19 protein-coding genes and 1 other RNA gene are annotated in these 22153 nt (G+C 51.6%); 8 read left to right on the top strand and 12 right to left on the bottom strand.

The window, feature by feature from the left end:
• Positions 1-267: 267 nt before the first annotated feature.
• Together HK25_RS04190 and thyX are read right to left on the bottom strand one after the other, a co-directional pair.
• Positions 268-516 carry a hypothetical protein gene (locus tag HK25_RS04190; RefSeq protein ID WP_086635420.1) on the bottom strand — a complete coding sequence of 83 codons (249 nt, stop codon included), beginning with the start codon at positions 514-516 and terminating at the stop codon, positions 268-270.
• A gap of 30 nt (positions 517-546) precedes the next feature.
• Positions 547-1461 carry an FAD-dependent thymidylate synthase gene (thyX, locus tag HK25_RS04195; RefSeq protein ID WP_086553899.1) on the bottom strand — a complete coding sequence of 305 codons (915 nt, stop codon included), beginning with the start codon at positions 1459-1461 and terminating at the stop codon, positions 547-549.
• A gap of 75 nt (positions 1462-1536) precedes the next feature.
• Here thyX and ssrA point away from each other — a divergent pair.
• The 4 genes from ssrA (at position 1537) to HK25_RS04215 (ending at position 4925) form a co-directional block, all read left to right on the top strand.
• Positions 1537-1868, top strand: a transfer-messenger RNA (tmRNA) gene (gene ssrA, locus HK25_RS04200).
• Between the two features lie 369 nt (positions 1869-2237).
• Entirely contained in the window at positions 2238-2768 is a 531-nt protein-coding gene (locus HK25_RS04205; protein ID WP_086635421.1) for an SspB family protein, read from the top strand.
• A gap of 46 nt (positions 2769-2814) precedes the next feature.
• Positions 2815-4473, top strand: a complete 1659-nt coding sequence (locus HK25_RS04210; protein ID WP_086553897.1) for a fumarate hydratase — start codon at positions 2815-2817, stop codon at positions 4471-4473.
• A gap of 59 nt (positions 4474-4532) precedes the next feature.
• Positions 4533-4925, top strand: coding sequence for a VOC family protein (locus tag HK25_RS04215; RefSeq protein WP_086553896.1), 393 nt, complete (start codon positions 4533-4535; stop codon positions 4923-4925).
• A gap of 39 nt (positions 4926-4964) precedes the next feature.
• Here the strand turns inward: HK25_RS04215 and HK25_RS04220 are convergent, their stop codons facing one another.
• Together HK25_RS04220 and alr are read right to left on the bottom strand one after the other, a co-directional pair.
• Positions 4965-6221: a D-amino acid dehydrogenase gene (locus HK25_RS04220; protein ID WP_086635422.1), complete on the bottom strand. Its 1257-nt coding sequence runs from the start codon at positions 6219-6221 to the stop codon at positions 4965-4967.
• Positions 6221-7390 carry an alanine racemase gene (gene alr, locus HK25_RS04225; protein WP_086635431.1) on the bottom strand — a complete coding sequence of 390 codons (1170 nt, stop codon included), beginning with the start codon at positions 7388-7390 and terminating at the stop codon, positions 6221-6223. Before alr ends, HK25_RS04220 begins: the two co-directional genes overlap by 1 nt.
• Before the next feature lie 132 nt (positions 7391-7522).
• On the opposite strand from alr, the gene HK25_RS04230 reads away from it, so the two are divergent.
• Complete coding sequence (locus tag HK25_RS04230; protein WP_086553894.1) at positions 7523-7975, top strand: Lrp/AsnC family transcriptional regulator; 453 nt, start codon at positions 7523-7525, stop codon at positions 7973-7975.
• Between the two features lie 15 nt (positions 7976-7990).
• On the opposite strand, the gene rbfA is transcribed toward HK25_RS04230, so the two are convergent.
• The 5 genes from rbfA to rimP are packed head-to-tail and all read right to left on the bottom strand — an operon-like array spanning position 7991 to position 13941.
• Complete coding sequence (gene rbfA / locus HK25_RS04235) at positions 7991-8452, bottom strand: 30S ribosome-binding factor RbfA (protein WP_086553893.1); 462 nt, start codon at positions 8450-8452, stop codon at positions 7991-7993.
• The gene (infB, locus tag HK25_RS04240; RefSeq protein WP_086635423.1) at positions 8449-11118 is read right to left on the bottom strand and encodes a translation initiation factor IF-2; all 2670 of its coding nucleotides are present in this window, start codon (positions 11116-11118) and stop codon (positions 8449-8451) included. Before infB ends, rbfA begins: the two co-directional genes overlap by 4 nt.
• Positions 11115-11759, bottom strand: coding sequence for an RNA-binding protein (locus HK25_RS04245; protein WP_233127679.1), 645 nt, complete (start codon positions 11757-11759; stop codon positions 11115-11117). Before HK25_RS04245 ends, infB begins: the two co-directional genes overlap by 4 nt.
• Before the next feature lie 40 nt (positions 11760-11799).
• Positions 11800-13326, bottom strand: coding sequence for a transcription termination factor NusA (gene nusA, locus HK25_RS04250; protein WP_086553891.1), 1527 nt, complete (start codon positions 13324-13326; stop codon positions 11800-11802).
• 30 nt (positions 13327-13356) lie between these two features.
• Complete coding sequence (gene rimP, locus HK25_RS04255; protein WP_086635432.1) at positions 13357-13941, bottom strand: ribosome maturation factor RimP; 585 nt, start codon at positions 13939-13941, stop codon at positions 13357-13359.
• Between the two features lie 232 nt (positions 13942-14173).
• Here rimP and HK25_RS04260 point away from each other — a divergent pair, with 232 nt between their 5' ends.
• From HK25_RS04260 to HK25_RS04270, 3 genes are read left to right on the top strand one after another with little or no spacing between them, the layout of a single operon-like run.
• A complete protein-coding gene (locus HK25_RS04260) occupies positions 14174-14761 on the top strand; it encodes a hypothetical protein (protein WP_086635424.1) in 588 nt (195 codons plus the stop codon).
• Complete coding sequence (locus HK25_RS04265) at positions 14758-16038, top strand: AAA family ATPase (RefSeq protein WP_086635425.1); 1281 nt, start codon at positions 14758-14760, stop codon at positions 16036-16038. The genes HK25_RS04260 and HK25_RS04265 overlap by 4 nt, the downstream gene beginning before the upstream one ends.
• A 4-nt stretch (positions 16039-16042) precedes the next feature.
• Positions 16043-17017 (top strand): hypothetical protein, encoded by a 975-nt coding sequence (locus HK25_RS04270; protein WP_086553888.1) that lies wholly within the window; start codon positions 16043-16045, stop codon positions 17015-17017.
• A gap of 17 nt (positions 17018-17034) precedes the next feature.
• Here the strand turns inward: HK25_RS04270 and HK25_RS04275 are convergent, their stop codons facing one another.
• Genes HK25_RS04275 through acnA form a run of 3 tightly spaced genes read right to left on the bottom strand, consistent with a single transcriptional unit; the run spans position 17035 to position 22098 of the window.
• Positions 17035-18528, bottom strand: coding sequence for an ABC transporter substrate-binding protein/permease (locus HK25_RS04275; protein WP_086635433.1), 1494 nt, complete (start codon positions 18526-18528; stop codon positions 17035-17037).
• Positions 18529-18578: 50 nt separating this feature from the next.
• On the bottom strand, positions 18579-19364 hold the full coding sequence (locus HK25_RS04280) for an amino acid ABC transporter ATP-binding protein (protein ID WP_086553887.1): 786 nt from the start codon (positions 19362-19364) through the stop codon (positions 18579-18581).
• 40 nt (positions 19365-19404) lie between these two features.
• Positions 19405-22098, bottom strand: a complete 2694-nt coding sequence (acnA, locus tag HK25_RS04285) for an aconitate hydratase AcnA (protein ID WP_086635426.1) — start codon at positions 22096-22098, stop codon at positions 19405-19407.
• Positions 22099-22153 lie beyond the last annotated feature (55 nt).

Genomic DNA, 22153 nt, shown 5'->3' on the forward strand with positions numbered 1-22153 from the left:
AAAATAAATTATGTTAGAATTTCATTAATAATAACCTTAATAATTTATAAAAACATAAGGAACAAAACGGGAATATGTCGTCTGGGAAGATTTTTATGATCCGGGCAGACAGGTCAGGAAACACCATCATGCTGGCAGGCGGGACCCTCGATTCACGCATACGTGATCGTTTTATGCTGTATGTCACAGCATATCACCCGGCAGGCGTCGTCTTATAAGTTATGGAAGAAGGTGACTACACACAGAAAACACATAGCTCATCTGCTATCAGCGAAAGCAAAAGCCCTGACCGCTTTCTGTCTGTGTGGAGTGACAGATATAAACACTCTTGTCTTTCTGGTCAGCGGGGCTGGTCCACCATAAAATGCCCAGCACTCCGGCCAGAAACAAAGCTACCACCACAAAAGGGGTAAGGCTTGGCAATGATGAAGGCGAAGTGATTTGATACACTTCGCCCTCTTCAAACGATTCTTTCTCTTCGAAAGACGCTTGTTTTAAATTTTCTTCTTCCTGCACCAGGAACGTCCTTTTATACAGTGCAGGTAATTATGACTGCTCCCTGAGCACAGCCATCATCTCATCCCACTCGCGCCGGCTCAGACCAGAGTCCGCTACCTCAACGGCCTCACCTGCAAGCATACGCCGCAACACTTTAATCATGCTTGCTGAGAACGTAACCGCACCACGGCGATATTCTTCAAAAGCCTTCGCCGTCTGTGGCACCCATGCGTGCAGAACTTTCAGCATTTCCTCGGCATAAGCACGAATTTCATACTGAGCATGCGGGTCAAGACGCAGCGCCAGGAAGTGCATCAGATTATGCAGATCCACCTTCCAGTACCACTGCGTGTAAGTGTTCAAAGTCAGGTTAATACGTGCCAGCTCACGAGCCAGGCCATAACCATTTTCAGCATCCAGCATGGTTTCATAGTGGCTGTATGTCTGCATCGCATCCTGTCGCAGAAGATTCAGCACCTCAGCGGCATCATCTCCGTTCAGTACTGAACCACGTCCCTGACGGTTCACTTCACTCTGTGCAGCCATATGCTCAGGTGCGGGCAGATAAAACTCACTATCAAGAATAGAATAGCGTGCAGAATACTCGTTTACACTGGCCATACGATGACGAATCCACTGTCTGGCAATGAATATCGGCAGTTTGACGTGAAATTTAATTTCACACATCTCGAAAGGAGAGGAATGACGATGGCGCATAAGATAACGGATCAGCCCGGCATCCTCTGACACTTTGCGCGTACCACGCCCGTAGGACACACGCGCGGCCTGCACAATGGCAGAATCATCACCCATATAATCAATCACACGAATAAAACCGTGATCCAGCACATTCTGAGGCGCATACAGCATAGCCTCAAGTGACGGCACTGTTGGCCGGCGCGTTGGCGTGGTTTCACTGGCATGAGCAGCGATTTCTGCACGCTGGGCATCAGTCAAGGACATTGCGGCTCCCCCCGAAAAGCTCAAACAATCTGGTGCCTGACCTGTTACACCACCCACCTCTGTGATGCCAGACGTGATCTTGCAATTCGCCTCCCCTCTCTCTATATACAGAGGTGCAGGAGGGTTCGACCCTTGGCTATGGCGATAAACGGAACGTGGAATAAGCGTAGTGGACCCGGGGGCAGTACCCGGCGTCTCCACCATATACACTGGGGCTTTGCGGCTCAGGCAGATGGGGACGAAACAGGCTCGACACGCGTGGTAAAGACCTTCCTTTTGCCCGGCATTGTACCGCCGTTATCGGGCTAAACTTACAAGTGCCAATGATAACACTGAGGTGCTCGCTGTTGCTGCATAAGCGATAAGCGCGGTTCGGGAGGGCACCGGGCAACAGAAGCCCTCCCACTTCAGATGTCAGACCGACAACCCCGACAAAAAACGACACATCCATAAGCTACGGCCACAAGTCTGAAGCGAAAATAAAATATGGAAAAATACACGATATAGAAAAGAAATATCGCAATTATGTTCCTTACTGTATCGGATAACACATACTGGCTTGTGTTATGCTGAATCAGGCAAACACGGCTATTACTGAAGCCCGTCAGCACAGCCTGTATTTCTGCCCTGCCGGCCATGACAAAAAAATATTAAATTTTATGCCCTCATTCTCACCTTGTCTTTGCCCGCGCGGCTGATCTCTGGCATATAAATGCCTCCATAATGACAAGCTCTGTTTTAGCAGCGCAAACCATCATGTTTAAAGGAGAGCCTTTATGACCGACGATTATGACAACACCCAGGGGGGTGGGGGCTTCCCGTTTGACAGCGAGCTGCCTTATGAGACGTGGCTTGAAGAGGCACACCGTCAGGTCATGCTCAGCGCTTTTGAGCATGTCAGCAAAAACGGTCTGCCGGGTGAGCATCATTTCTACCTGACTTTCCGCACCGATTTTCCAGGGGTCGATATCCCTTCGCGTCTGCGCGCGCAGTACCCGCATGAAATGACAATTGTACTGCAACACCAGTTCTGGAATCTTAAAGTCAGCCGCGAAACCTCTGAGATCTCCGTTGACCTGACTTTTGGGGGCGTAAGCTCGACCCTGGTTATTCCGTTTAACGCGATCACAACGTTTGCTGACCCGGCGATTCACCTGTCTCTGCATTTCAGTGAAAAAGAGCCTGAAACTACAGCCAAAACACCAGATGAAACGCACACGGCAGAACAGCACACATCAGAAAGTGATGGCTCTTCCCAGGTGGTAAGCCTTGACGCTTTTCGTAAAAAAGGCCCATCACCCGGTTAAAGGCTCCCGGTTAAAAAGGGGGCCACGGCCATGGAGATGATTTCACATGAACAGTCAGCCCCCCCGCCCGTCTGCGCCCCCTGCATTCGCTTACTCTCCCCTCTTCCCCACCGGGGAAGATAAAACCCGTTACCGTAAGCTTGATATCGATGGCGTCAGCACTTCACACTGTGGCGGTAAAACAATCCTGCATGTTACCTCTGAAGCCCTGACAGAGCTGACAGCGCAGGCTTTTCATGAAGTCGCGCACTACCTGCGCCCAGCACATCTTGAAAAACTCGCTCTTATTCTCAAAGACCCCGAAGCTTCTGACAATGACCGCTTTGTGGCCCTCGACCTGCTGAAAAACGCCTGTATTGCAGCAGGCGGCGTACTGCCTATGTGCCAGGATACCGGGACAGCGATCGTCTTTGGTAAAAAAGGACAACGCGTCTGGTGTGATGGCGACGAAGAAGTTGCTTTCTCCAAAGGCGTGTATGAAACCTACACCCGTACGAACCTGCGTTATTCACAGATGGCGCCTCTCTCTATGTTTGAAGAGAAAAATACCGGCACCAATCTGCCTGTACAGTGCGATATTCTGGCAAACCCTGCCACCTACCACGACGAGCAGTTCGACCTGATGTTCGTAGCGAAGGGTGGTGGCTCCGCCAATAAAACCTTCCTGTTTCAGGAAACGCGCGCCCTGCTCGGCTCTGAGCAGAAACTGCTTGACTGGCTCGACACCAAAATTAAGACACTGGGAACATCTGCCTGCCCGCCTTATCACCTTGCAATAGTCATTGGCGGTATGTCAGCTGAACAGACACTCAAAACAGTCAAACTGGCCTCAACGCACTGGTATGACGAACTGCCGACATCCGGAAGTATTGGCGGTCATGCCTTCCGTGATACTGAAATGGAAGAAAAAGTGCTTCAGCTCAGCCGCACACTGGGTATTGGTGCACAGTTTGGCGGCAAATATTTCTGCCACGACGTGAGAGTGATTCGCCTGCCACGCCATGGTGCTTCTCTGCCTGTTGGTATTGGTGTCTCCTGCTCTGCTGACCGTCAGGTTAAAGCACGCATTACGGCTGAAGGCTTCTTCCTTGAACAGCTCGAGCATGATCCCGCACGATTCCTGCCAGAAACGACAGACGAACATCTGGAGGGTGAGGCTGTTAAAATTAACCTCAGCAAACCCATGGATGAAATTCGTAAAGAACTCTCAGGCTATCCGGTTAAAACACGTGTTGCTCTGACCGGCACGCTCATTGTCGCCCGTGACATTGCTCATGCCAAATTCAGAGAACGCCTCGAACGCGGGGAAGATCTGCCACAATATCTGAAAGATCACCCGGTTTATTATGCCGGACCAGCCAAAACACCAGCAGGCATGCCAACAGGATCTTTCGGTCCGACGACAGCCGGGCGTATGGATTCTTATGTTGATGAACTGCAGGCCCATGGCGGATCAATGATCATGCTGGCAAAAGGGAATCGTTCAAAAGCTGTGAAGGATGCCTGCCAGAAATATGGTGGCTTCTATCTTGGTTCTGTAGGTGGCCCTGCTGCCAGACTGGCTCAGGACTGTATTCGTAAAGTAGAAGTGCTCGAATACCCCGAACTGGGTATGGAAGCTGTGTGGAAAATTGAAGTTGAAGACTTCCCTGCCTTTATTGTTATTGACGACAAAGGGCATGATTTCTACGCTGAGCTGAGTTAATCTTGCTGTACCCGCCTCCTGATCAGGGGGCGGGCCAGCTCTGAGGAAGCAGCTATTCCATGCGTTTTACTGTAGACCGGATGGACCACGCAGTCCTGACCGTTAAAGACCTCGAAATCTCGGCCTCATGGTATCAGCGCGTTCTGGGTATGGACCGGGAAGAATACGGCAGAAACAACCGTACTTCGCTTTGTTTTGGTGGCCAGAAGCTCAATTTACGCCCCTATGACGCAACTGGCTGGGACACGGCTGTTCACGCTCTGCCTGGCGGCAACGACCTGTGTTTTGTCACCGCTGTTACAAGTGAGGATATTGCCGACCATCTCAGACAGTGTGGCGTGGCTATCGTTGAAGGCCCGGTCGCCCGGCTTGGTGCTCTTGGCCCCATCACCTCCGTCTACTGCCACGACCCTGATGAAAACCTGATAGAAATTGCGTCGTATCAAAGCTGAAAGACTGCCGGACTACTGTCCGGCAACTCTCTGCCCGCCTTATATTTTATAACGAAAAATATTCAGATCCTGACTCGGGATCTCAGTTTTGCGGCCGGATATAATATCAGCCAGCACCCGCGCCGACCCACAGGCCATTGTCCAGCCCAGCGTACCATGCCCTGTGTTTAAAAACAGGTTTCTGAGCCCTGTTGTACCAATAACGGGTGTACCATCCGGCGTCATAGGACGAAGGCCACTCCAGAAAACCGCTTCGGAAACATCACAGCTCCCGGCGAACAAATCCGTCACAGAATGCTCAAGGGTTTCACGACGATGTTTGCGTAAATTGCGGCTGAAACCTGCCAGTTCAGCGGTGCCACCAACACGCACCCGATCCCCCAGGCGGGTAATACCAATTTTAAATGTTTCATCCATAATAGTTGAAACAGGTGCCCGGGCTTCATCCTTAATATCTGCCGTAAGAGAATATCCCTTAACCGGGTAAACTGGCAGGTGAATATTAAGCGGGCGCAGCAAAGAGGGTGAAAAGCTGCCTAAAGCCAGCACATAAGCATCAGCTTTGATCACACCTCTGCTCGTCACGACTGACGTAATCTTTTCGCCTTCTTTAACCAGTCTTTCAATTCTCGTGTTATAAAGAAACTTCACACCAGCTTTTTCGGCCATAGCAGCAAGGCGTTGCGTAAACAGAAAAGCATCGCCTGTTTCATCAGTCGGCAAACGTAAACCACCGACGATTTTATGAGCGGCGCTGGCAAGCCCTGGCTCAGCCTGAACACACTGCGCACGATCAAGCACCTCATAGGGTACTTCGTACTGTTTCAGCACAGCAATATCAGCGCCGGCAGAATCAAACTGCTTTTGCTTACGAAAAACCTGCAATGTACCCTGCTGACGGTCATCGTAGCGAATGCCGGTTTCATTGCGCAGATCGCGCATCACATCACGACTATATTCAGCCAGCCTGACCATGCGGCCTTTATTGCGGTCATAAGCCACGCTCGTGCAGTTTTCGAGCATCTGCACCAGCCACCGCCACAAATGCGGGTCAGGCATTGGCCAGAATACAAACGGACGATATTTCATCAGTAGCCATTTTACAGCTTTGACAGGCACACCAGGGCCCGCCCATGGCGCTGAATAACCGGGCGACACCTGCCCTGCATTGGCGTAGCTGGTCTCCATTCCCACGCCAGGCTGACGGTCAATAACCGTTACCTCATGTCCTGCCTGCGCCAGATACCAGGCCGAAGTCACACCGACAACGCCGCCACCAAGAACAAAAACTTTCATCAGACTGCCTCTGTTTCATAATTAGCGTCTTCAGTCGCGGAGTCGTGCTGATAAACGCGATGATATCTTCGACCCAGTGAGGTCAGCACTTCATAACCAATTGTGCCTTCTGCCCGGGCAACCTCATCTACACCATGACGGGCATTCAGCAGGTCAACCAGCATATCAGGTTTAACCTCTGCTTCAGGCACGGCTGAAATATCAACCACCATCGAATCCATGGAAATGCGCCCAAGCACCGGCAGGCGCCATGTTTTGAACCAGGCACAGCCAGCCTGCGCACCCTGTCGCGCAAAACCATCAGCATATCCGGTCGCCAGTACAGCAACACGACACGATTCTGTTGCCTGCCAGGTCAGACCATACCCCACTCTGTCACCAGGAGAGAGCTGACGAAGTTGCAGAACATGCGTTTGCAGACGCACAACCGGACGGATCACATCCGGGCTCTGTTTATTGGGAGCAACTCCATATAATGCAGCCCCGGGCCTGACCAGATCACCATGAAAAGCCTCCCCCAGAAAAATACCCGAAGACGCGGCCAGACTCAGCGGTGCAGGTGGAAGCATACGGGCACAGGATAAAAAACAATCCAGCTGCTGCTTATTTGCCGGGTCTTCCGGCGTGTCAGCGCAGGCCAGGTGGCTCATAATGAGAGACAGCGAAATTCCATCAAGCAAAGAGGGGTCATGTGCAATTTTATGCACATCTGCCTGAGACAGCCCGAAGCGGGACATGCCCGTGTCAACCTGCAAAATCGCATCCTGTTTTTGGCCCAAACGCGCGGCCAGAGCTTTCAGCTGCCCGATCTGCTCCAGCGAATTCAGTACCGGGCGCATACCGGCGGCAATACAGGCCTCAAGTGCCCCGGGCCGTGCACCGTGCAAAACTGAAATGCGAGCCTGCTCTGATAAAAATGGAGCCAGAGCAAGCCCTTCATCGACATGGGCAACAAAAAACTCCCGCGCGCCAGATCTGAGAAGAGCAGGAACAACCTTCTCTGCGCCAAGCCCATATGCATCTGCTTTAACCACCGCCGCACAGACAGCTTTTTTTGCCTTATGCGTCAAAAAACGATAGTTCGCAGCAAGGGCTGCAAGATCAACTGTCAGCACCGCACCTGCTCTGCTGGCAGGCCAGCGTACGTCTGAAGCTACGAGAGAAGGCATCATGCCACCTATATTGTTTTTATCTTACAATTTTAGCAGAGAAACTACGATATATCCTGCGAATCTGACGCAGAATAATGCAAATAATAGCCTGTTTCTTACAGAATATACGAATAGTGTGGAAATACACTTATGATCTTCGATCGTATGACAGATCTCATACTCCGGCATCTGCAACAGGATGGCCGCCTGACAAACGCTGAGCTGGCACACCGCGTCGGGCTTTCGCCATCAGCGTGCCTGCGGCGTGTCAAACTGCTTGAACAAACCGGAATTATTCAGGGATATCGGGCCATTGTTGATCGTAATGCAACACACTCTATGGCTACCGTAATTGTTCAGATTACACTTGAACGGCAAACTGAAGAATGTCTGGGGCAATTTGAGAAAAGTGTTCGCAACTGCCCGGAAGTCAAAGAATGTTATCTGATGACAGGCGATGCCGATTATCTGCTGCGCGTTGAAGCACGAGATATGTCAGACTACGAGCGCATTCATAAAGAAGAGCTTTCCCGCATGCCAGGAGTGGTACGGATTCAAAGTAACTTTGCAATCCGCCCGGTTGTTCAGGAATGGAAAAAATAAGCAGCGAAGAAGAGGCTAGTCTTCAGCCTCTTCATCTGTTTCTTCGTCGAGATCACGCATAACGTCAGGTGATCTGAGCAGGGCATTCATATGCATGGCCTGATCAAGTGTTGTATCAGGCTGAAAATGCAGCTCCGGCACAATACGCAGGCGCAGTTTACGCGACATCTGAGAGCGCAGCCATGGAGCCACTTTTTTCAGAGCCGGCAGATGCGCCTCAATATCGCTCTGCCCCATAAGAGCAACGAAAACCGTAGCATGTCTGAAATCTGGTGACAGGCGGACTTCAGTCACAGTCACCATAATACCAGCAAGCTCGGGGTTACGAAATGTGCTGCGAGAGAATAACTCAGCCAGAACACGCCTCACCTCTTCGCCTACACGCAGCTGACGCTGCGAGGGGCCTGATGGTGAAAGACCGGCGAGATACCCCGCCGGCCCACTGTGTTTCGACTTATCTGACCCGTGACGACTCATGCCGGAACCAGTTCACTTTCAAAACATTCAACCACGTCACCTTCGCGCAGGTCATTGTACCCGGCGAAAGACAGACCACATTCGTAGCCTTTGGCGGCTTCTTTAACATCATCTTTAAAGCGTTTGAGCTGGCTCAGATCACCTTCATGGATCACCACACCGTCACGCAGCAGACGTACACCACAGCCACGTTTCACAACGCCCTCTGTGACATAACAACCGGCCACTTTACCCACACGGGTAATATCAAACACCTTGCGAATTTCGGCATACCCAAGGAACACTTCGCGATGTTTCGGAGCAATCTTGCCACGAACCAGCTGTTCCACATCATCAGCCACCTGGTAGATGATGGAGTAATAACGAATATCAACATCTTCACGCTGCGCCAGCAGACGAGCCTGAGAGGTTGCACGCACGTTAAAGGCAATAATTACAGAGTCAGAAGCTTTAGCCAGCTGCACATCACTTTCGGTGATCTGACCAACTGTTGCATTCACAACGCGAACACCAACTTCCTCATGAGCAAGCTTAAGAACCGTTGCCTGAAGAGCTTCAGCCGAACCACGAACGTCCGCCTTAATCAGAACTGCAACTTCTTTCTGCTCACCAGCCTGAATACGTGCCAGCATCTGATCAAGTGTGCCACGGGCCGCAACCTGACCAGCAACATGATGTTCTTTCAGTTTTCTCTGACGGAACTCACAGATCTCACGGGCACGCATTTCGTTCTCAACGACAACGAAAGGAGCGCCTGCGGCAGGCACACCAGTCAGGCCAAGAACCTCAACCGGTGTTGACGGACCAGCTTCAGAAACCTGACGGCCACGGTCATTGACCAGAGCACGCACACGGCCCCACTCAGCGCCGGCAACCACGATATCACCTTTATTGAGAACACCTTTCTGAACCAGAACAGAGGCAACAGAGCCACGGCCCTTATCCAGACGGCTTTCAATAACAGCGCCTTCAGCTGAACGGTTCGGGTTAGCCTTAAGATCAAGGATTTCTGCCTGAAGCAGAATAGCCTCCTCGAGCTTATCAAGACCTTCACGTTTCTTAGCTGAAACTTCAACGTCCTGAACGTCACCACCAAGAGATTCAACAACAATCTCGTGGCTCAGAAGTTCCTGACGAACCCGCTCAGGGTTTGCACCTGGTTTATCAATTTTGTTGATGGCAACAATAATCGGCGCGTCAGCAGCCTTAGCGTGCTTAATCGCTTCAATTGTCTGCGGCATAACACCGTCATCAGCAGCAACAACCAGAACAACAACATCGGTGATCGAAGCACCACGGGCACGCATAGCAGTAAACGCTTCATGTCCTGGCGTATCGAGGAAGGTAATCTTCGCACCGGATGCCAGTGTCACCTGATATGCACCGATATGCTGGGTGATACCACCGGCCTCGCCACCAGCCATATCTGTCGTGCGCAAAGCATCGAGCAGAGATGTCTTACCGTGGTCAACGTGACCCATAACAGTAACAACAGGCGGACGCGCAACCAGATTTTCAGGCGTATCTTCGATACCCTCAATACCCAGCTCAACATCGCTTTCAGCCACACGACGAACGCGGTGACCAAATTCTTCAACGATAAGCTCAGCAGTATCAGCATCAATCGTCTGTGTAACGGTCGCCATAACGCCGTTTTTCATCAGAGCCTTGATAACTTCACCCTGACGGGCGGCCATACGGTTTGCCAGTTCCTGAACGGTAATCGTTTCAGGCAGAATAACATCACGTACGACACGAACCTGGTCGGCACGCAGGCGCTCAAGCTCGGCCTGACGACGCTCACGCTCACGCTGACGACGTACAGAAGCGAGAGAACGGGTTTTATCATCATCCCCTTCAATCGCTGCACGCACATCGATACGGCCTGAACGACGACCACTATCACCACGACGTGCACCGGCACTCTTACGGGGAGGAGGTGCACCATTACCACCAGGGCGACGGGGCGAACCTGCACCACGACGTGGCTCTTCATCAGCTTCTGCTGCACGGCCACCACGCAGACGCAGAGTCGGCGCTGCAGTCTGTTCAGTAGTCGAAGTCGAGGGCTGAGAACGCGCAGACTGAGAAGCCTGAGGTGCGGGCTGCTTTTTAAGCGGCCTCGCAGGCATCACAGCACGCTCAGCAAGCGGCTTCAGACGGTCAACAGGCGGTGCAAGAGTAACTTCGCCCGGAATAGGAACAGCTGAAACAACTGGTCCCTTCAGCTCAATTGGCTTAATTGCATCGATACGTGACTTACGCTCGGCTTCAGCCGCAGCGACCACTTCTTCAGCTGCACGCTTTTCATCTTCTTCACGGCGACGTGCTTCTTCTGCGGCAGAAAGAATCTGAATCTTTTCCTGCTCACGACGTTCAGCCTCGCGACGTTCAGCTTCTTCTGCTGCTTTTTTCTGCTCCAGAAGCACACGCTGACGAATAGCCAGCTCAGCTGCTGTCAGAGTACGGCCACCGCCACCACGTCCGCCGCTGCCAGAGCCGGGACCACGCTTTTTGCGCACCTCGACCTGAACAACCTTGGAGCGGCCATGGCTGAAACTCTGCCGTACTGACCCGGCATCAACCGTCCGCCCTACGTCCGAACGACCCGCCGTCCGAAGGGACAAACGCCCTTTACCCTGATCCTGATCCTTGCCTTCGCTCATTGACCTGCCTGTTCAAACCCATCCGCCGAAAAAGTCCGACGAACCTGGGGAGCACTGATGGCAACCCCGATAAAACGCCCATTTTCGCAACACAGACGGGAGGCCATGCCCCCGTGCGCCAGTGCCACATTCACCACTCGCTCACGACCGAAAGCCTGCGTAAGGTCCTTCACCGAAAGCGTCCTGATTACGGGCAGCTCGCGCGCACCTGACAAAAGCCGGCGCAACTCATCTTCACTGCCATCTGATGCGTGCACAATAACTGCGGCCTGCTGCCGCGCTATCATTTCACGTACCTTCGTAAACCCACTCACAGACTGCCCGGCACGCCGGGCAAGCCCTAAAACATTTATCATACGCTGATGCAGACCTTTTTCGATCTGAAACATCAGATCATCAGGTATCTGCACCTGACAACGCGCGGCCCGGGCAAAAACACCACGCTTGCAGGCCTGTTCTACCACATCCTGCCGCGCACTCAACCATATTCCTCGCCCGGGAAGTTTCGCGCCCAGGTCAGGTGTAATAACAGAAAATGGCGAAACCACGAAACGAATCATGTCCTCAGGCTGCCCCTGCTGCCGTGTCACGGCGCAGCGACGCAATGGACCCGTTTCTGTATCAGCTTCACTCTCTGACAAATATTATCCCCTGCTATCAGACCTGAAAGGGCTCTGACGACTATCCTTCAGAAGGAGAGGCTCCCTCCCCTTCATCAAACCAGTGTGCACGAGCTGCCATAATAATTTCATTTGCAGCATCTTCCTCGATCACATCAGCTCCGAGGATATCAACCAGCTCATCACCTGCCAGGTCGGCAAGGTCATCGAGGGTCTTTATACCCTTTTCACCGAGAGTCACAAGCATCTGATTCGTAAATACGCCCAGATCGGCAATCTCGTCAGAAACCAGCAGCTCTTTGCGGCGGCTATCAAGATCATCTTCCTTTTTCACAAGGAAAGACTCCGCACGCTGCACCAGCTCACCAACGACCGATTCGTCAAAACCTTCGATACCAATCAGCTCGTCTGGCTCAGCGTAGGCCAGCTCCTCCACTGAGTGGAAACCTTCAGTAACCAGAAGCCCTGCAATAACATCATCAACATCAAGCGCGCTGACAAACAGGTTTGTCCGACGGCGGAATTCTTCCTGACGACGTTCAGATTCTTCTGCTTCAGTCAGAATATCAATATCCCAGCGTGTCAGCTGGCTGGCCAGACGTACGTTCTGACCACGACGACCGATTGCCAGAGAAAGCTGTTCATCAGGAACAACAACCTCAACACGACCGGCTTCCTCGTCCATAACCACTTTAGACACTTCAGCCGGAGCAAGTGCATTCACGACAAAAGTAGCCGCCTGCGGGCTCCAGGGAATAATATCAATTTTCTCGCCCTGAAGTTCAGCAACAACAGCCTGAACCCTGGACCCGCGCATACCCACACAGGCACCAACCGGGTCAATAGAGGCATCACGCGAAATAACAGCCATCTTCGCACGTGAACCAGGGTCACGGGCAACAGCCTTAATTTCGATAATACCGTCATAAATCTCCGGCACTTCCTGTGCAAACAACTTTGCAAGGAATGCAGGATGGGTACGGGAGAGGAAAACCTGCGGGCCACGTGGCTCGTCGCGCACATCATAGATGTAAGCACGAACACGATCAGAGTTACGGAATGTCTCGCGGGCGATCAGCTCATCACGACGCAGCAGTGCCTCTGTCGAACCGATCTCAACCATAAGATTACCGTATTCGGTACGCTTAACCGTGCCATTAACAATCTCGCCAACACGATCTTTAAACTCGTTATACTGGCGCTTACGCTCATACTCGCGCACACGCTGCACGATAACCTGCTTAGCGGTCTGCGCGGCAATACGTCCAAAATCAATCGGAGGCAGCGGGTCAACGATATATTCGCCAATTTTCAGGTTTTCCTGAAATTTTTTGGCGATCGCCAGAGGAATTTGTGTTTCCTCATTTTCTACCTGCTCAACCACCTCGGTCCAGCGGGAAAGACGAACCTCCCCGGTGCGGCGATCAATGGTCGCACGAATATCTTTTTCGTGACCGTATTTAGCACGCCCGGCCTTTTGAATGGCCTGCTCCATGGCTTCCAGCACTTCGTCGCGATCAATTCCTTTCTCGCGCGAAACAGCATCTGCAACCAGCAGTAATTCAGGACGGGAAACAGAGGTATCCATGCTCTCAGCTCTCCAAAACAGGCAGCTTGATCAGTTCAGTCTGAAATCAGCAGAACCATCAGACTCTACATTATCTTCGTCGTGATCACCCGCAGCAGCCGGGCGGGCCATACGTGCACTCGACTCGATGAGAGCGTCCGTCAGAACCAGACGGGCGCGGCGAATTTCAGCCAGGGGCAACGCAACTTCCGTGCCGTCATCCAGCTTTAAGCGTGCCGCTGTCTCGTCGGCACCAAGCACCACACCAAGAAAGCGACGACGTCCGTTTAATGGCACAATCACTTCAGCTTTAGCCTGATGTCCGGCAAAGCGATTCCAGTCTTTCACGCGTGTAAGAGGGCGATCAATCCCTGCTGAAGACACTTCAAGCGTCCAGTTACCCGGAATAGGATCTTCAACATCAAAGATAGCGCCGGCAGCACGACTAATGCGCTCACAATCATTGACACTGATCAGAGAGCCATCCTTACGGTCTGCCATAATCTGTACAGTCGGCCTCTCGCGCCCGAGCACAGAAATGCGAACTATTTCATACCCCATATCCTCGATCATCGGCGCAATAAGCGCAACCAGTCTGGATTCGAGGCCTGAATGAGCAGAGAGATCAGCGTCCAATACAAAACCAGGCGGCCCGTCAAGGCCACCCCCCAATTTTTTATATTCATGAAAGGAGATATTTGTGTGTAAGCGATTTCCACTATCTCTGCAAGTGTCCTGAAGTTAATCTTATATGCCTTTTTCAGGCCTCATAACGATATTATAATTGTATGTCTTTTTCGGGCTTCATACGGTATTATAATCAACCGGCGACGCTTACCATATTAACTATACTGCCTGGGCAATTCGCATGAGCTTCACCCCTCAGCCAGAGAGAAAACTTCGTGCAGAAGAGGAAAAAAAAACCTCTGGCCTGAAAGCTGCGTGTATTCTCACAGGTACGGTTATTCTCCTGGCCGGAGCGGGTGTTCATTTTACCGGCGGTAAGACATTTTTATCATCCATGACCGGGGAGTCTGCCTCTTCATCGGAAATTATTTCCATGGGCAATCAGGCCACTCAGGTGCGCCTCATCTCCCCTGATTCCGCGGCTGAGGCTTTAAGTCACTCTGAATTTTCACCCGATGAACAAAGCCAGATTCTTGCAGCGGTAAAGCGTCGGGAACTCAGACTTGTAGAAATGCCTGTATTTGACGCTACCGGCAGCGGTGGCATTGTTACGATATCATGCGGCACAATGTCTCAGACCGTGCACCTTGCACCCACCCCGAAAACTCTCATTCTCCCGATTACGGTCGCAGGCACGGTCAGTGTTACGCCTGCTTCTGACCCGGGGATGTCAGGAATCGGTACTGGAGTTATTACGATGTTTGGACCTCAGGCTCTCCCTGTTATTCATGGTGGACAAACACTAAGCATGACTGTGATTGCCCAATGAAAGGTTTACTCCCCGCTCTTAACCGCCTGATGCCGTTAATGATGGTGATTTTCCTGATTCTGGCCAGCATACAAATGGCCATCAGCCTTCACCTTTCACTGGCTTCTGTCGGGCATTTTATGAAGTGGTGCGCTCCGGCATGGCCTGTACTGGCTGCAGCAGGTAGTATTCTGACAATAAGCGGACTGTTATTTGAAGTAAGAGCGGAGCGACTTGCCCGTAAAGGTTTGTTGCGCCAACAAGGATGGATTATGGATATTCTCAGCAGACTAACGAACCGCAACGCTCTCGAAGAAATGCTGGCGCGTGAGCAGCGCGAAACCAGCCTTGATGCCGAAGAACTTGCCGCTAATCTGCGCGCACGCGTTATCGGCCAGGATCAGGTCTGTGAAGACATTGCTGCTCAGCTGCGCCGGCGCCTGGCTCTGCAGGTGCGTGGCAAACCCGTTGGTATCTTCCTGCTTGCTGGCCCCCCTGGCACGGGTAAAACCTATCTGGCAAAGCAGATGGCCCAGCAGCTTGAACGCCCTTTACTGCATTTTGATATGACGCAGATGAGTGACCCCCATGCTGCAACTCAGCTCTTTGGTTCACCTAAAGGATATGTCGGGTCAGACACCTATGGTAAGCTCACCGGCGGCCTTAAAGAAAAACCAGATGCTGTTGTTTTGCTTGATGAGATCGAAAAAGCACATCCCGATGTTTTCAAAAAATTCCTGACCGCATGGAATGACGGGCACATTACTGAAGCCTCAACCGGGCAGCAGGTCTCAACAGTAAGGGCTATCTTTGTTCTGACCTCAAATATTGCGACAGAAGCTCTGACCGAGATTGCAGACCGCCTGCATGACGACCCGGACCGTATGCGTGCCGAATCGGTTGAAGCTCTGCGTCAGGCTGGCTTTGCTGCCGAAGTCCTTAACCGCCTTGATCGTATCTTTGTTTTCCGCGCCCTCAAAGGCCTTGATATTGCACGTGTTGCTGCCCTTGAAATTGAAACTATGATTGAAGGCTATGGCCTGAAAATTGAAGTTGGCGGAATTGACCCGACCCTGCTGATGGACGTCATGCGTCGCCAGATTCGTATGGGAGATGGTGCCTCTGCCCGTGACCTCGTACGCTCCATAGAAGATATGATCAGCGAATCACTGATTGTTGCCCGCCAGCAGGGAGCCCGGATGGTCACGATTGACCGGGCAGAAGATGGCACCATCACGGCCAGAACCGCTGATAACAATCCAAACTCTACATCTTCCCATGCTCGTCTGATGCCCTGAAAACATGTCTGCCATAAAACGCCTCTGGAATCGTGCGCCGCTATGGCGCACTGCTCTGCTTACTGCCTGTCTGTGCACCCTGCTGTCTCTTATCTTCCCGGCTCCCTGGCTGGTGCAGATTGCTCCCCCATATAAAGTGCTGACCAGCAAAATCGGTCATACTCTGGGAAGTGACACCTCCTCTTTTCAGGATGCTGATTCTTCCGGCCAGCCTGACCAGGCAGCGGCAGAGCACCACACTGCATCAGCCCCCCCTTTTGATGCCGAATTTACCGGGGTTATTCCCTTTGCCGGGCGTCAGCTCCCGCTTCCCGCAGGCAAATGGCATGCTATCGCAAACCAGCAGGATGACCAGAATCATAGTGAAGTTCTGTCATCTGTTCTGGTACGCGTCGACCAGGGCCTGGTAACAGGCCTGATTGTTGCTCAGGCAACAACTCAGCCTGTTTCAGCAGAAAATGCTCAAAACCTCGAAAGCCTTTGCAATAACGGGTATAATTTTCTGGTCGGCAGCCTGCCACAGGATGGCAGACAAACTGAATGCTGGATGACATCACCAGTGCGCGTGCTTGACCACTCCTTCATGGCAGCCAATCAGCCTCTGCAGGGCCTTATGGCCAGCCCCATACTTGCGTTTACGCTTAACCGCCTGACGGAAATGAAGTTTATCCTGCCACCGGCTATGGTTGATGCCGCATGGTTACATATTGAAAAAACAAAATCAGGCTCAGGTGTCGATGTCGCCTCTGTTCATACACTCATCAGCCCTGCAACCCCGGGACAAAAAAACTTCCCTGGCGCACCTGAAGACTGGACACGCACCGGCATGCAAAATGACCCGGCTGTTGCGAGCTTTGTAAACTCAGTCAATGTCTGGCTGGTAAAATGGCTGCCTTACCTGCGCAAGGCCTATGCTAATAAGCTTGAGGCCAATACTATCCCGGCAACTATCGCAGCTGACCCGGGATACCATAACTAGCCGCCCCTGTTTCAGCCTCACTCACGCCGTGTGTGAGGCTGCGCCAGTTTCTTCTCTGCCATACGGGCAAGACGCACAAATGGCAGACCCAGAATAAGATAGGCCCCTCCGACCATCAGGCCGGTGCCAAAATAATCAAAATATGTAGAAGACAAACGAATGTAAGTCTGTGTCAGCTCGGTCAGAGTGATTACGCTGACAAGAGATGAATCTTTTAAAAGAGAAATAAAATCATTCGTCATCACTGGCATAACCAGACGAAACGCCTGCGGCACAACCACAAAACGTAAGGCCTGGAAATGCGTCATATTAAGAGCCAGAGCGGCCTCCATCTGTCCTGGCGCGACAGACTGTAACCCGGCCCTGTAATTCTCTGCCTCATACGCTGCATAGTTAAGACCCAGACCAAGCACACCGGCAAGAAATGGCCCAAGACTGATACCAAACTCTGGCAGACCATAAAACAGAAACAAAATCTGAATAAGCAACGGTGTACCGCGCACAACCTCAACATAAACAGATGTCAGAGAAGCCAGTGGGCGGGGACCATATAAACGTATCAGCGCCAGGGCCAGCCCAAGTGCCACTGCCAGTACCATGGCACATAATGATACCAGCAGGGTCAGCGCAGCCCCTTTTGCCAGGAAGGGTATAAAACTAACATAACGCCAGAAACGTGCCTTCCATGACGTGGCGCTGTGCAAGGCCTCTGTATATCTGATCCACCCTGCAGGCTCTGCCGCCAGAGTGGTTCTGTCCCCGGTCATTGCCGCCATTTCTGGTGACCATAACTTCCAGTTAGCCAGAATTTTATGCAGGCTGCCATCCTGCATCATTGCAGCCAGAGCGGTATTCACCTGCTCACGCAAGGCACCATGCTTGCCTTTAGCAAAAGCAACGCCATAGGCAACGCGCCCTATGGGTGCACCGACCACTTCAAGTGCGGGGTTGGTACTCCCATAATACTGAGCAATCGGCCCATCAATCAAAATAGCATCTGTGCGCCCGTTTACCAGATCAAGAAACACATTGGTTTCCTCATCATAGGTGCGCATTTCTATCTCCGGGTGATTTTGCAGAATACGCTCAGCCTGTGTCGCCTTCAGCGTACCAACAATATGCCCTTTAAGCTGATCAAGCGTATCAAAATGCGGGCCATCACGCCTGACAACAAGCCGCTCTGATGTCACATAATACGGATCACTGAAATCAATACCCTCGGCATGTTCAGGGGTGATTTCAATACCGCAGATAACCATTTCATACAGACCACGCTCCAGCCCGGGAATAAGACCATCCCAGTCATTTTGCACAAACTGCAGCGGGTTTTTCATATGCCGGCCAAGTTCCTGCACCAGATCATATTCAAAACCTGTCAGCTGCGTCTGATCTTTCAGGTCATGAAACGTAAAAGGCACATCTGCTGATGCATCAGCTGCCCAGCGTACAGGATGAGATTCCCCTCTGGCAGAACCGGCAAAAAGAGCCAGCACAATAAGGCAGGCAGGCAACCAGCGGCTTACATGACGGGCAAAGGCAAAAAAACGAGTAGAATGCTGCGTCACAGCAACGCTCCCAGAAAACGTCGTGTTCTTTCATCCGTCGGTCTGACACACATAACATCAGGCGGACCTGCCTCAATAATATGGCCGCCATCCATATAAACGATGGTATCTGACGCAACACGGGCAAAACGCATGTCGTGTGTCACGACGATCTGCGTCATGCCTTCTGCATCAAGCTGGCGCATCACATTCAGCACCTCTTCAGCAACCAGAGGATCAAGGGCCGAAGTAGGCTCGTCATAAAGCATAATATCAGGGTTCATCGCCAGAGCACGCGCTATTGCGGCACGCTGCTGCTGCCCTCCGGAAAGAGAGAGGGGATACCGCCCGGCCACCCGGCCCAGCCCCACTTTTTCAAGTAATGCCATAGCCTGATCACGCTTAACGGTGTCAGTCTGGCGCTTAACAATACGTGGCGCGAGCAAAACATTATCCAGCACCGTCAGGTGCGGGAACAGGTTAAAACTCTGAAAAACCATCCCGACATGGGTGCGCAGCCTGTGTGCCATATGCTCATCTGCACGACGCCAAGGCCCGCCCTGCCGGTCAATGGTCACACCAGCGGCTGTAATCCGTCCACGATCTGGTATTTCAAGGAAATTCAGGCAACGCAAAAATGTGGATTTTCCACATCCTGAAGGCCCGATAACGGAGACCAGATCCCCTTTATGCACCTCAAGCGAGACGCCGTTCAGAATAATGGTTTCGCCAAATTGCTTATGCACATTTTGTGCATGCAGCACTACAGGCTCTTTAACAGAAAAAGCCGACCCGGTTTGCACCAGGCCGGCCCCGTCATGTTTATCAGAAACAGAACGATTCTCAGGCAGCTTTAGTCATCCCACGCAATACATACTGAAGAATGCCACCATGCCGGTAATATTCAACTTCGTCCAGTGTATCGACACGGCAGAGCAGCTGAACATCCTGCGTGCTGCCATCAGCACGCTTAACCGTCATCGTTACATCCATACGTGGTGTAATTGTCTCAAGCCCTTTGAACGAAATAATCTCATCACCTTTGAGATTAAGAGTTTTTCGGGTTGTGCCTTCTTTAAACAGCAATGGCAGAACCCCCATTCCAACCAGGTTGGAACGATGAATACGCTCAAAACTTTCTGCAACAACGGCTTTGATACCCAGCAGCAGCGTGCCTTTGGCAGCCCAGTCACGCGAGGACCCCATGCCATATTCTTTACCACCAAAGACAACCAGAGGGGTACCCTCTTCTTTGTATTTCATGGCTACATCATAAATGAAACCCTCTTTGCCATCAGGGTAATGTCTGGAAAGACCTCCCTCTGTGCCAGGAAGCATTTCATTTTTGATACGAATATTAGCAAAAGTGCCACGTACCATTATGCGGTCATTACCACGGCGTGAGCCGTAAGAGTTAAAATCGCGCTGCTCAACGCCATTTTCAATCAGATAACGTCCTGCCGGGGAGTCTTTTTTAATCGCACCGGCAGGGGAGATATGATCGGTCGTGATATTGTCACCTAACAAAGCAAGAATACGCGCATTTTCAATATTACCCGGCGCAACAGGCTCGTGTGTAATACCTTTAAAATATGGCGGGTCCTGCACGTAGGTAGATGTTTTGTCCCACTGGTAAGTTTCAGAACCTGTTGCAACCTTCAGATTCTGCCACTCAGGCGTACCTTTAGAAACATGCTTATAGCGTTTGATAAATTCCTCACGATTAATAGAAGAACCCATCAGCTCAGCAATCTCTTTATTAGATGGCCAGATATCTTTCAGATAAACAGGTTTGCCATCCTTCGAGGTACCAAGAGGATCTTTCGTAATATCCTGGCGCATCGTACCCAGTAAAGAATAGGCAACGACAAGTGGAGGGCTGGCAAGATAGTTTGCCCTTACGTTCGGAGAGATACGCCCTTCAAAGTTGCGGTTACCTGACAAAACAGAAACAGCAACCAGATTATTGTTTTCAATTGCATCAACAATATCAGGTGCCAGCGGGCCTGAGTTACCAATGCAGGTTGTGCAGCCATAACCAACGGTATTAAAACCAAGCGCATCCAGATCTTCTGTCAGACCAGCACGAAGCAGATAATCTGTAACAACCTGAGAGCCGGGAGCCAGGGAGGTTTTTACCCATGGTTTTGGCGTCAGCCCAAGAGCCCGTGCCTTACGCGCAACCAGACCAGCCGCAATCAGTACTGCCGGGTTTGATGTGTTGGTGCACGAGGTGATAGCCGCAATAACGATATCACCCTGGCCAATTTCATAGTTAGTTCCTGCAACAGGTGCTTTTTTATTCGCATCATTTGCCGGAATACCAAGAGAAGAAGTCAGCTCTTTTTCAAACTCTGTTTTCGCAGCAGTCAGGACAACCCGGTCTTGAGGGCGTTTTGGACCAGAAATAGACGGTACAACAGTTGCCAGATCAAGCTCAAGAATATCTGTGAAAACCGGCTCAGGTGTTTCAGCCGTGCGGAACATACCCTGTGCGCGTAAATACTCTTCAGTCAGCCTGATACGATGTTCGTCACGACCTGTTTCATGCAAATAATCAAGCGTCAGCTTATCAACAGGGAAGAAGCCACAGGTCGCACCATATTCAGGCGCCATATTGGCAATCGTTGCACGGTCAGCAACAGGCAGATGATCAAGAGCAGGGCCAAAAAACTCAACAAATTTGCCTACAACACCTTTGCGGCGCAACATCTGCGTAACAGTCAGCACCAGATCGGTAGCCGTCGCCCCTTCAGGCAGCTTACCTGTGAGACGGAAACCGATCACGTCAGGAATAAGCATAGCAATAGGCTGCCCCAGCATTGCGGCCTCAGCCTCAATGCCACCAACACCCCAGCCCAGAACACCAAGGCCGTTAATCATAGTTGTGTGGCTGTCTGTACCATACAACGAGTCAGGGTAGACGTAGTCTTTACCACCAACATTTGCTGTCCAGGCGACCTGTGCAATATATTCAAGGTTCACCTGATGGCAGATCCCTGTATCAGGCGGAACAACTGAGAAGTTTTCAAATGCCTCCTGCCCCCAGCGCAAAAAAGCATAACGTTCTGCATTACGCTCAAACTCCAGCGTAATATTCTTCTGCAGCGCATCAGGTGAGCCATAAACATCAACCATCACAGAATGGTCGATCACCAGGTTAACCGGCACCAGCGGGTTAACCTTTTGTGCATCCCCCTTCAGCTTCACGATGCCATCACGCATAGCGGCAAGATCAACAACGGCGGGGACACCGGTGAAGTCCTGCATCAGAATACGGGAAGGCTTAAACGGCACTTCCTTCGTGCTGCTGCCTGAAGGGAGCCAGCCTGCAATCGCCTTTGCATCGTCAACGTTATAGGAGCGGCTGTCTTCAAAGCGCAGAATGTTCTCAAGCAGAACTTTCAGCGATACAGGCAGGCGACTGATGTCACCGATTGACTTCGCCGCCTCAGGAATTGAAAAATAGTGATATACTTTGCCGTCAACAGTAAGCGAACGGCTGGTTTTAAGTGAATCGTGCCCAACGGTTTTCATTTACTTTAATCTCCCCGATCACAGCCAGTGGCTGGTGATACGCTCAGGAAGCCGA

The organism is Acetobacter sp. DsW_059, from assembly GCF_002153695.1.
Classification (GTDB): Bacteria; Pseudomonadota; Alphaproteobacteria; order Acetobacterales; family Acetobacteraceae; genus Acetobacter; species Acetobacter thailandicus.

Bases quoted from the DNA above. Each gene is read 5' to 3' on its own strand.
- HK25_RS04230 (WP_086553894.1), top strand. From the start codon at position 7,523: ATGATCTTCGATCGTATGACAGATCTCATACTCCGGCATCTGCAACAG.
- HK25_RS04220 (WP_086635422.1), bottom strand. From the start codon at position 6,221: ATGAAAGTTTTTGTTCTTGGTGGCGGCGTTGTCGGTGTGACTTCGGCC.
- HK25_RS04215 (WP_086553896.1), top strand. From the start codon at position 4,533: ATGCGTTTTACTGTAGACCGGATGGACCACGCAGTCCTGACCGTTAAA.
- alr (WP_086635431.1), bottom strand. From the start codon at position 7,390: ATGCCTTCTCTCGTAGCTTCAGACGTACGCTGGCCTGCCAGCAGAGCA.
- HK25_RS04270 (WP_086553888.1), top strand. From the start codon at position 16,043: ATGTCTGCCATAAAACGCCTCTGGAATCGTGCGCCGCTATGGCGCACT.
- HK25_RS04205 (WP_086635421.1), top strand. From the start codon at position 2,238: ATGACCGACGATTATGACAACACCCAGGGGGGTGGGGGCTTCCCGTTT.
- HK25_RS04260 (WP_086635424.1), top strand. From the start codon at position 14,174: ATGAGCTTCACCCCTCAGCCAGAGAGAAAACTTCGTGCAGAAGAGGAA.
- infB (WP_086635423.1), bottom strand. From the start codon at position 11,118: ATGAGCGAAGGCAAGGATCAGGATCAGGGTAAAGGGCGTTTGTCCCTT.
- rbfA (WP_086553893.1), bottom strand. From the start codon at position 8,452: ATGAGTCGTCACGGGTCAGATAAGTCGAAACACAGTGGGCCGGCGGGG.
- nusA (WP_086553891.1), bottom strand. From the start codon at position 13,326: ATGGATACCTCTGTTTCCCGTCCTGAATTACTGCTGGTTGCAGATGCT.
- acnA (WP_086635426.1), bottom strand. From the start codon at position 22,098: ATGAAAACCGTTGGGCACGATTCACTTAAAACCAGCCGTTCGCTTACT.
- HK25_RS04210 (WP_086553897.1), top strand. From the start codon at position 2,815: ATGAACAGTCAGCCCCCCCGCCCGTCTGCGCCCCCTGCATTCGCTTAC.
- thyX (WP_086553899.1), bottom strand. From the start codon at position 1,461: ATGTCCTTGACTGATGCCCAGCGTGCAGAAATCGCTGCTCATGCCAGT.
- HK25_RS04265 (WP_086635425.1), top strand. From the start codon at position 14,758: ATGAAAGGTTTACTCCCCGCTCTTAACCGCCTGATGCCGTTAATGATG.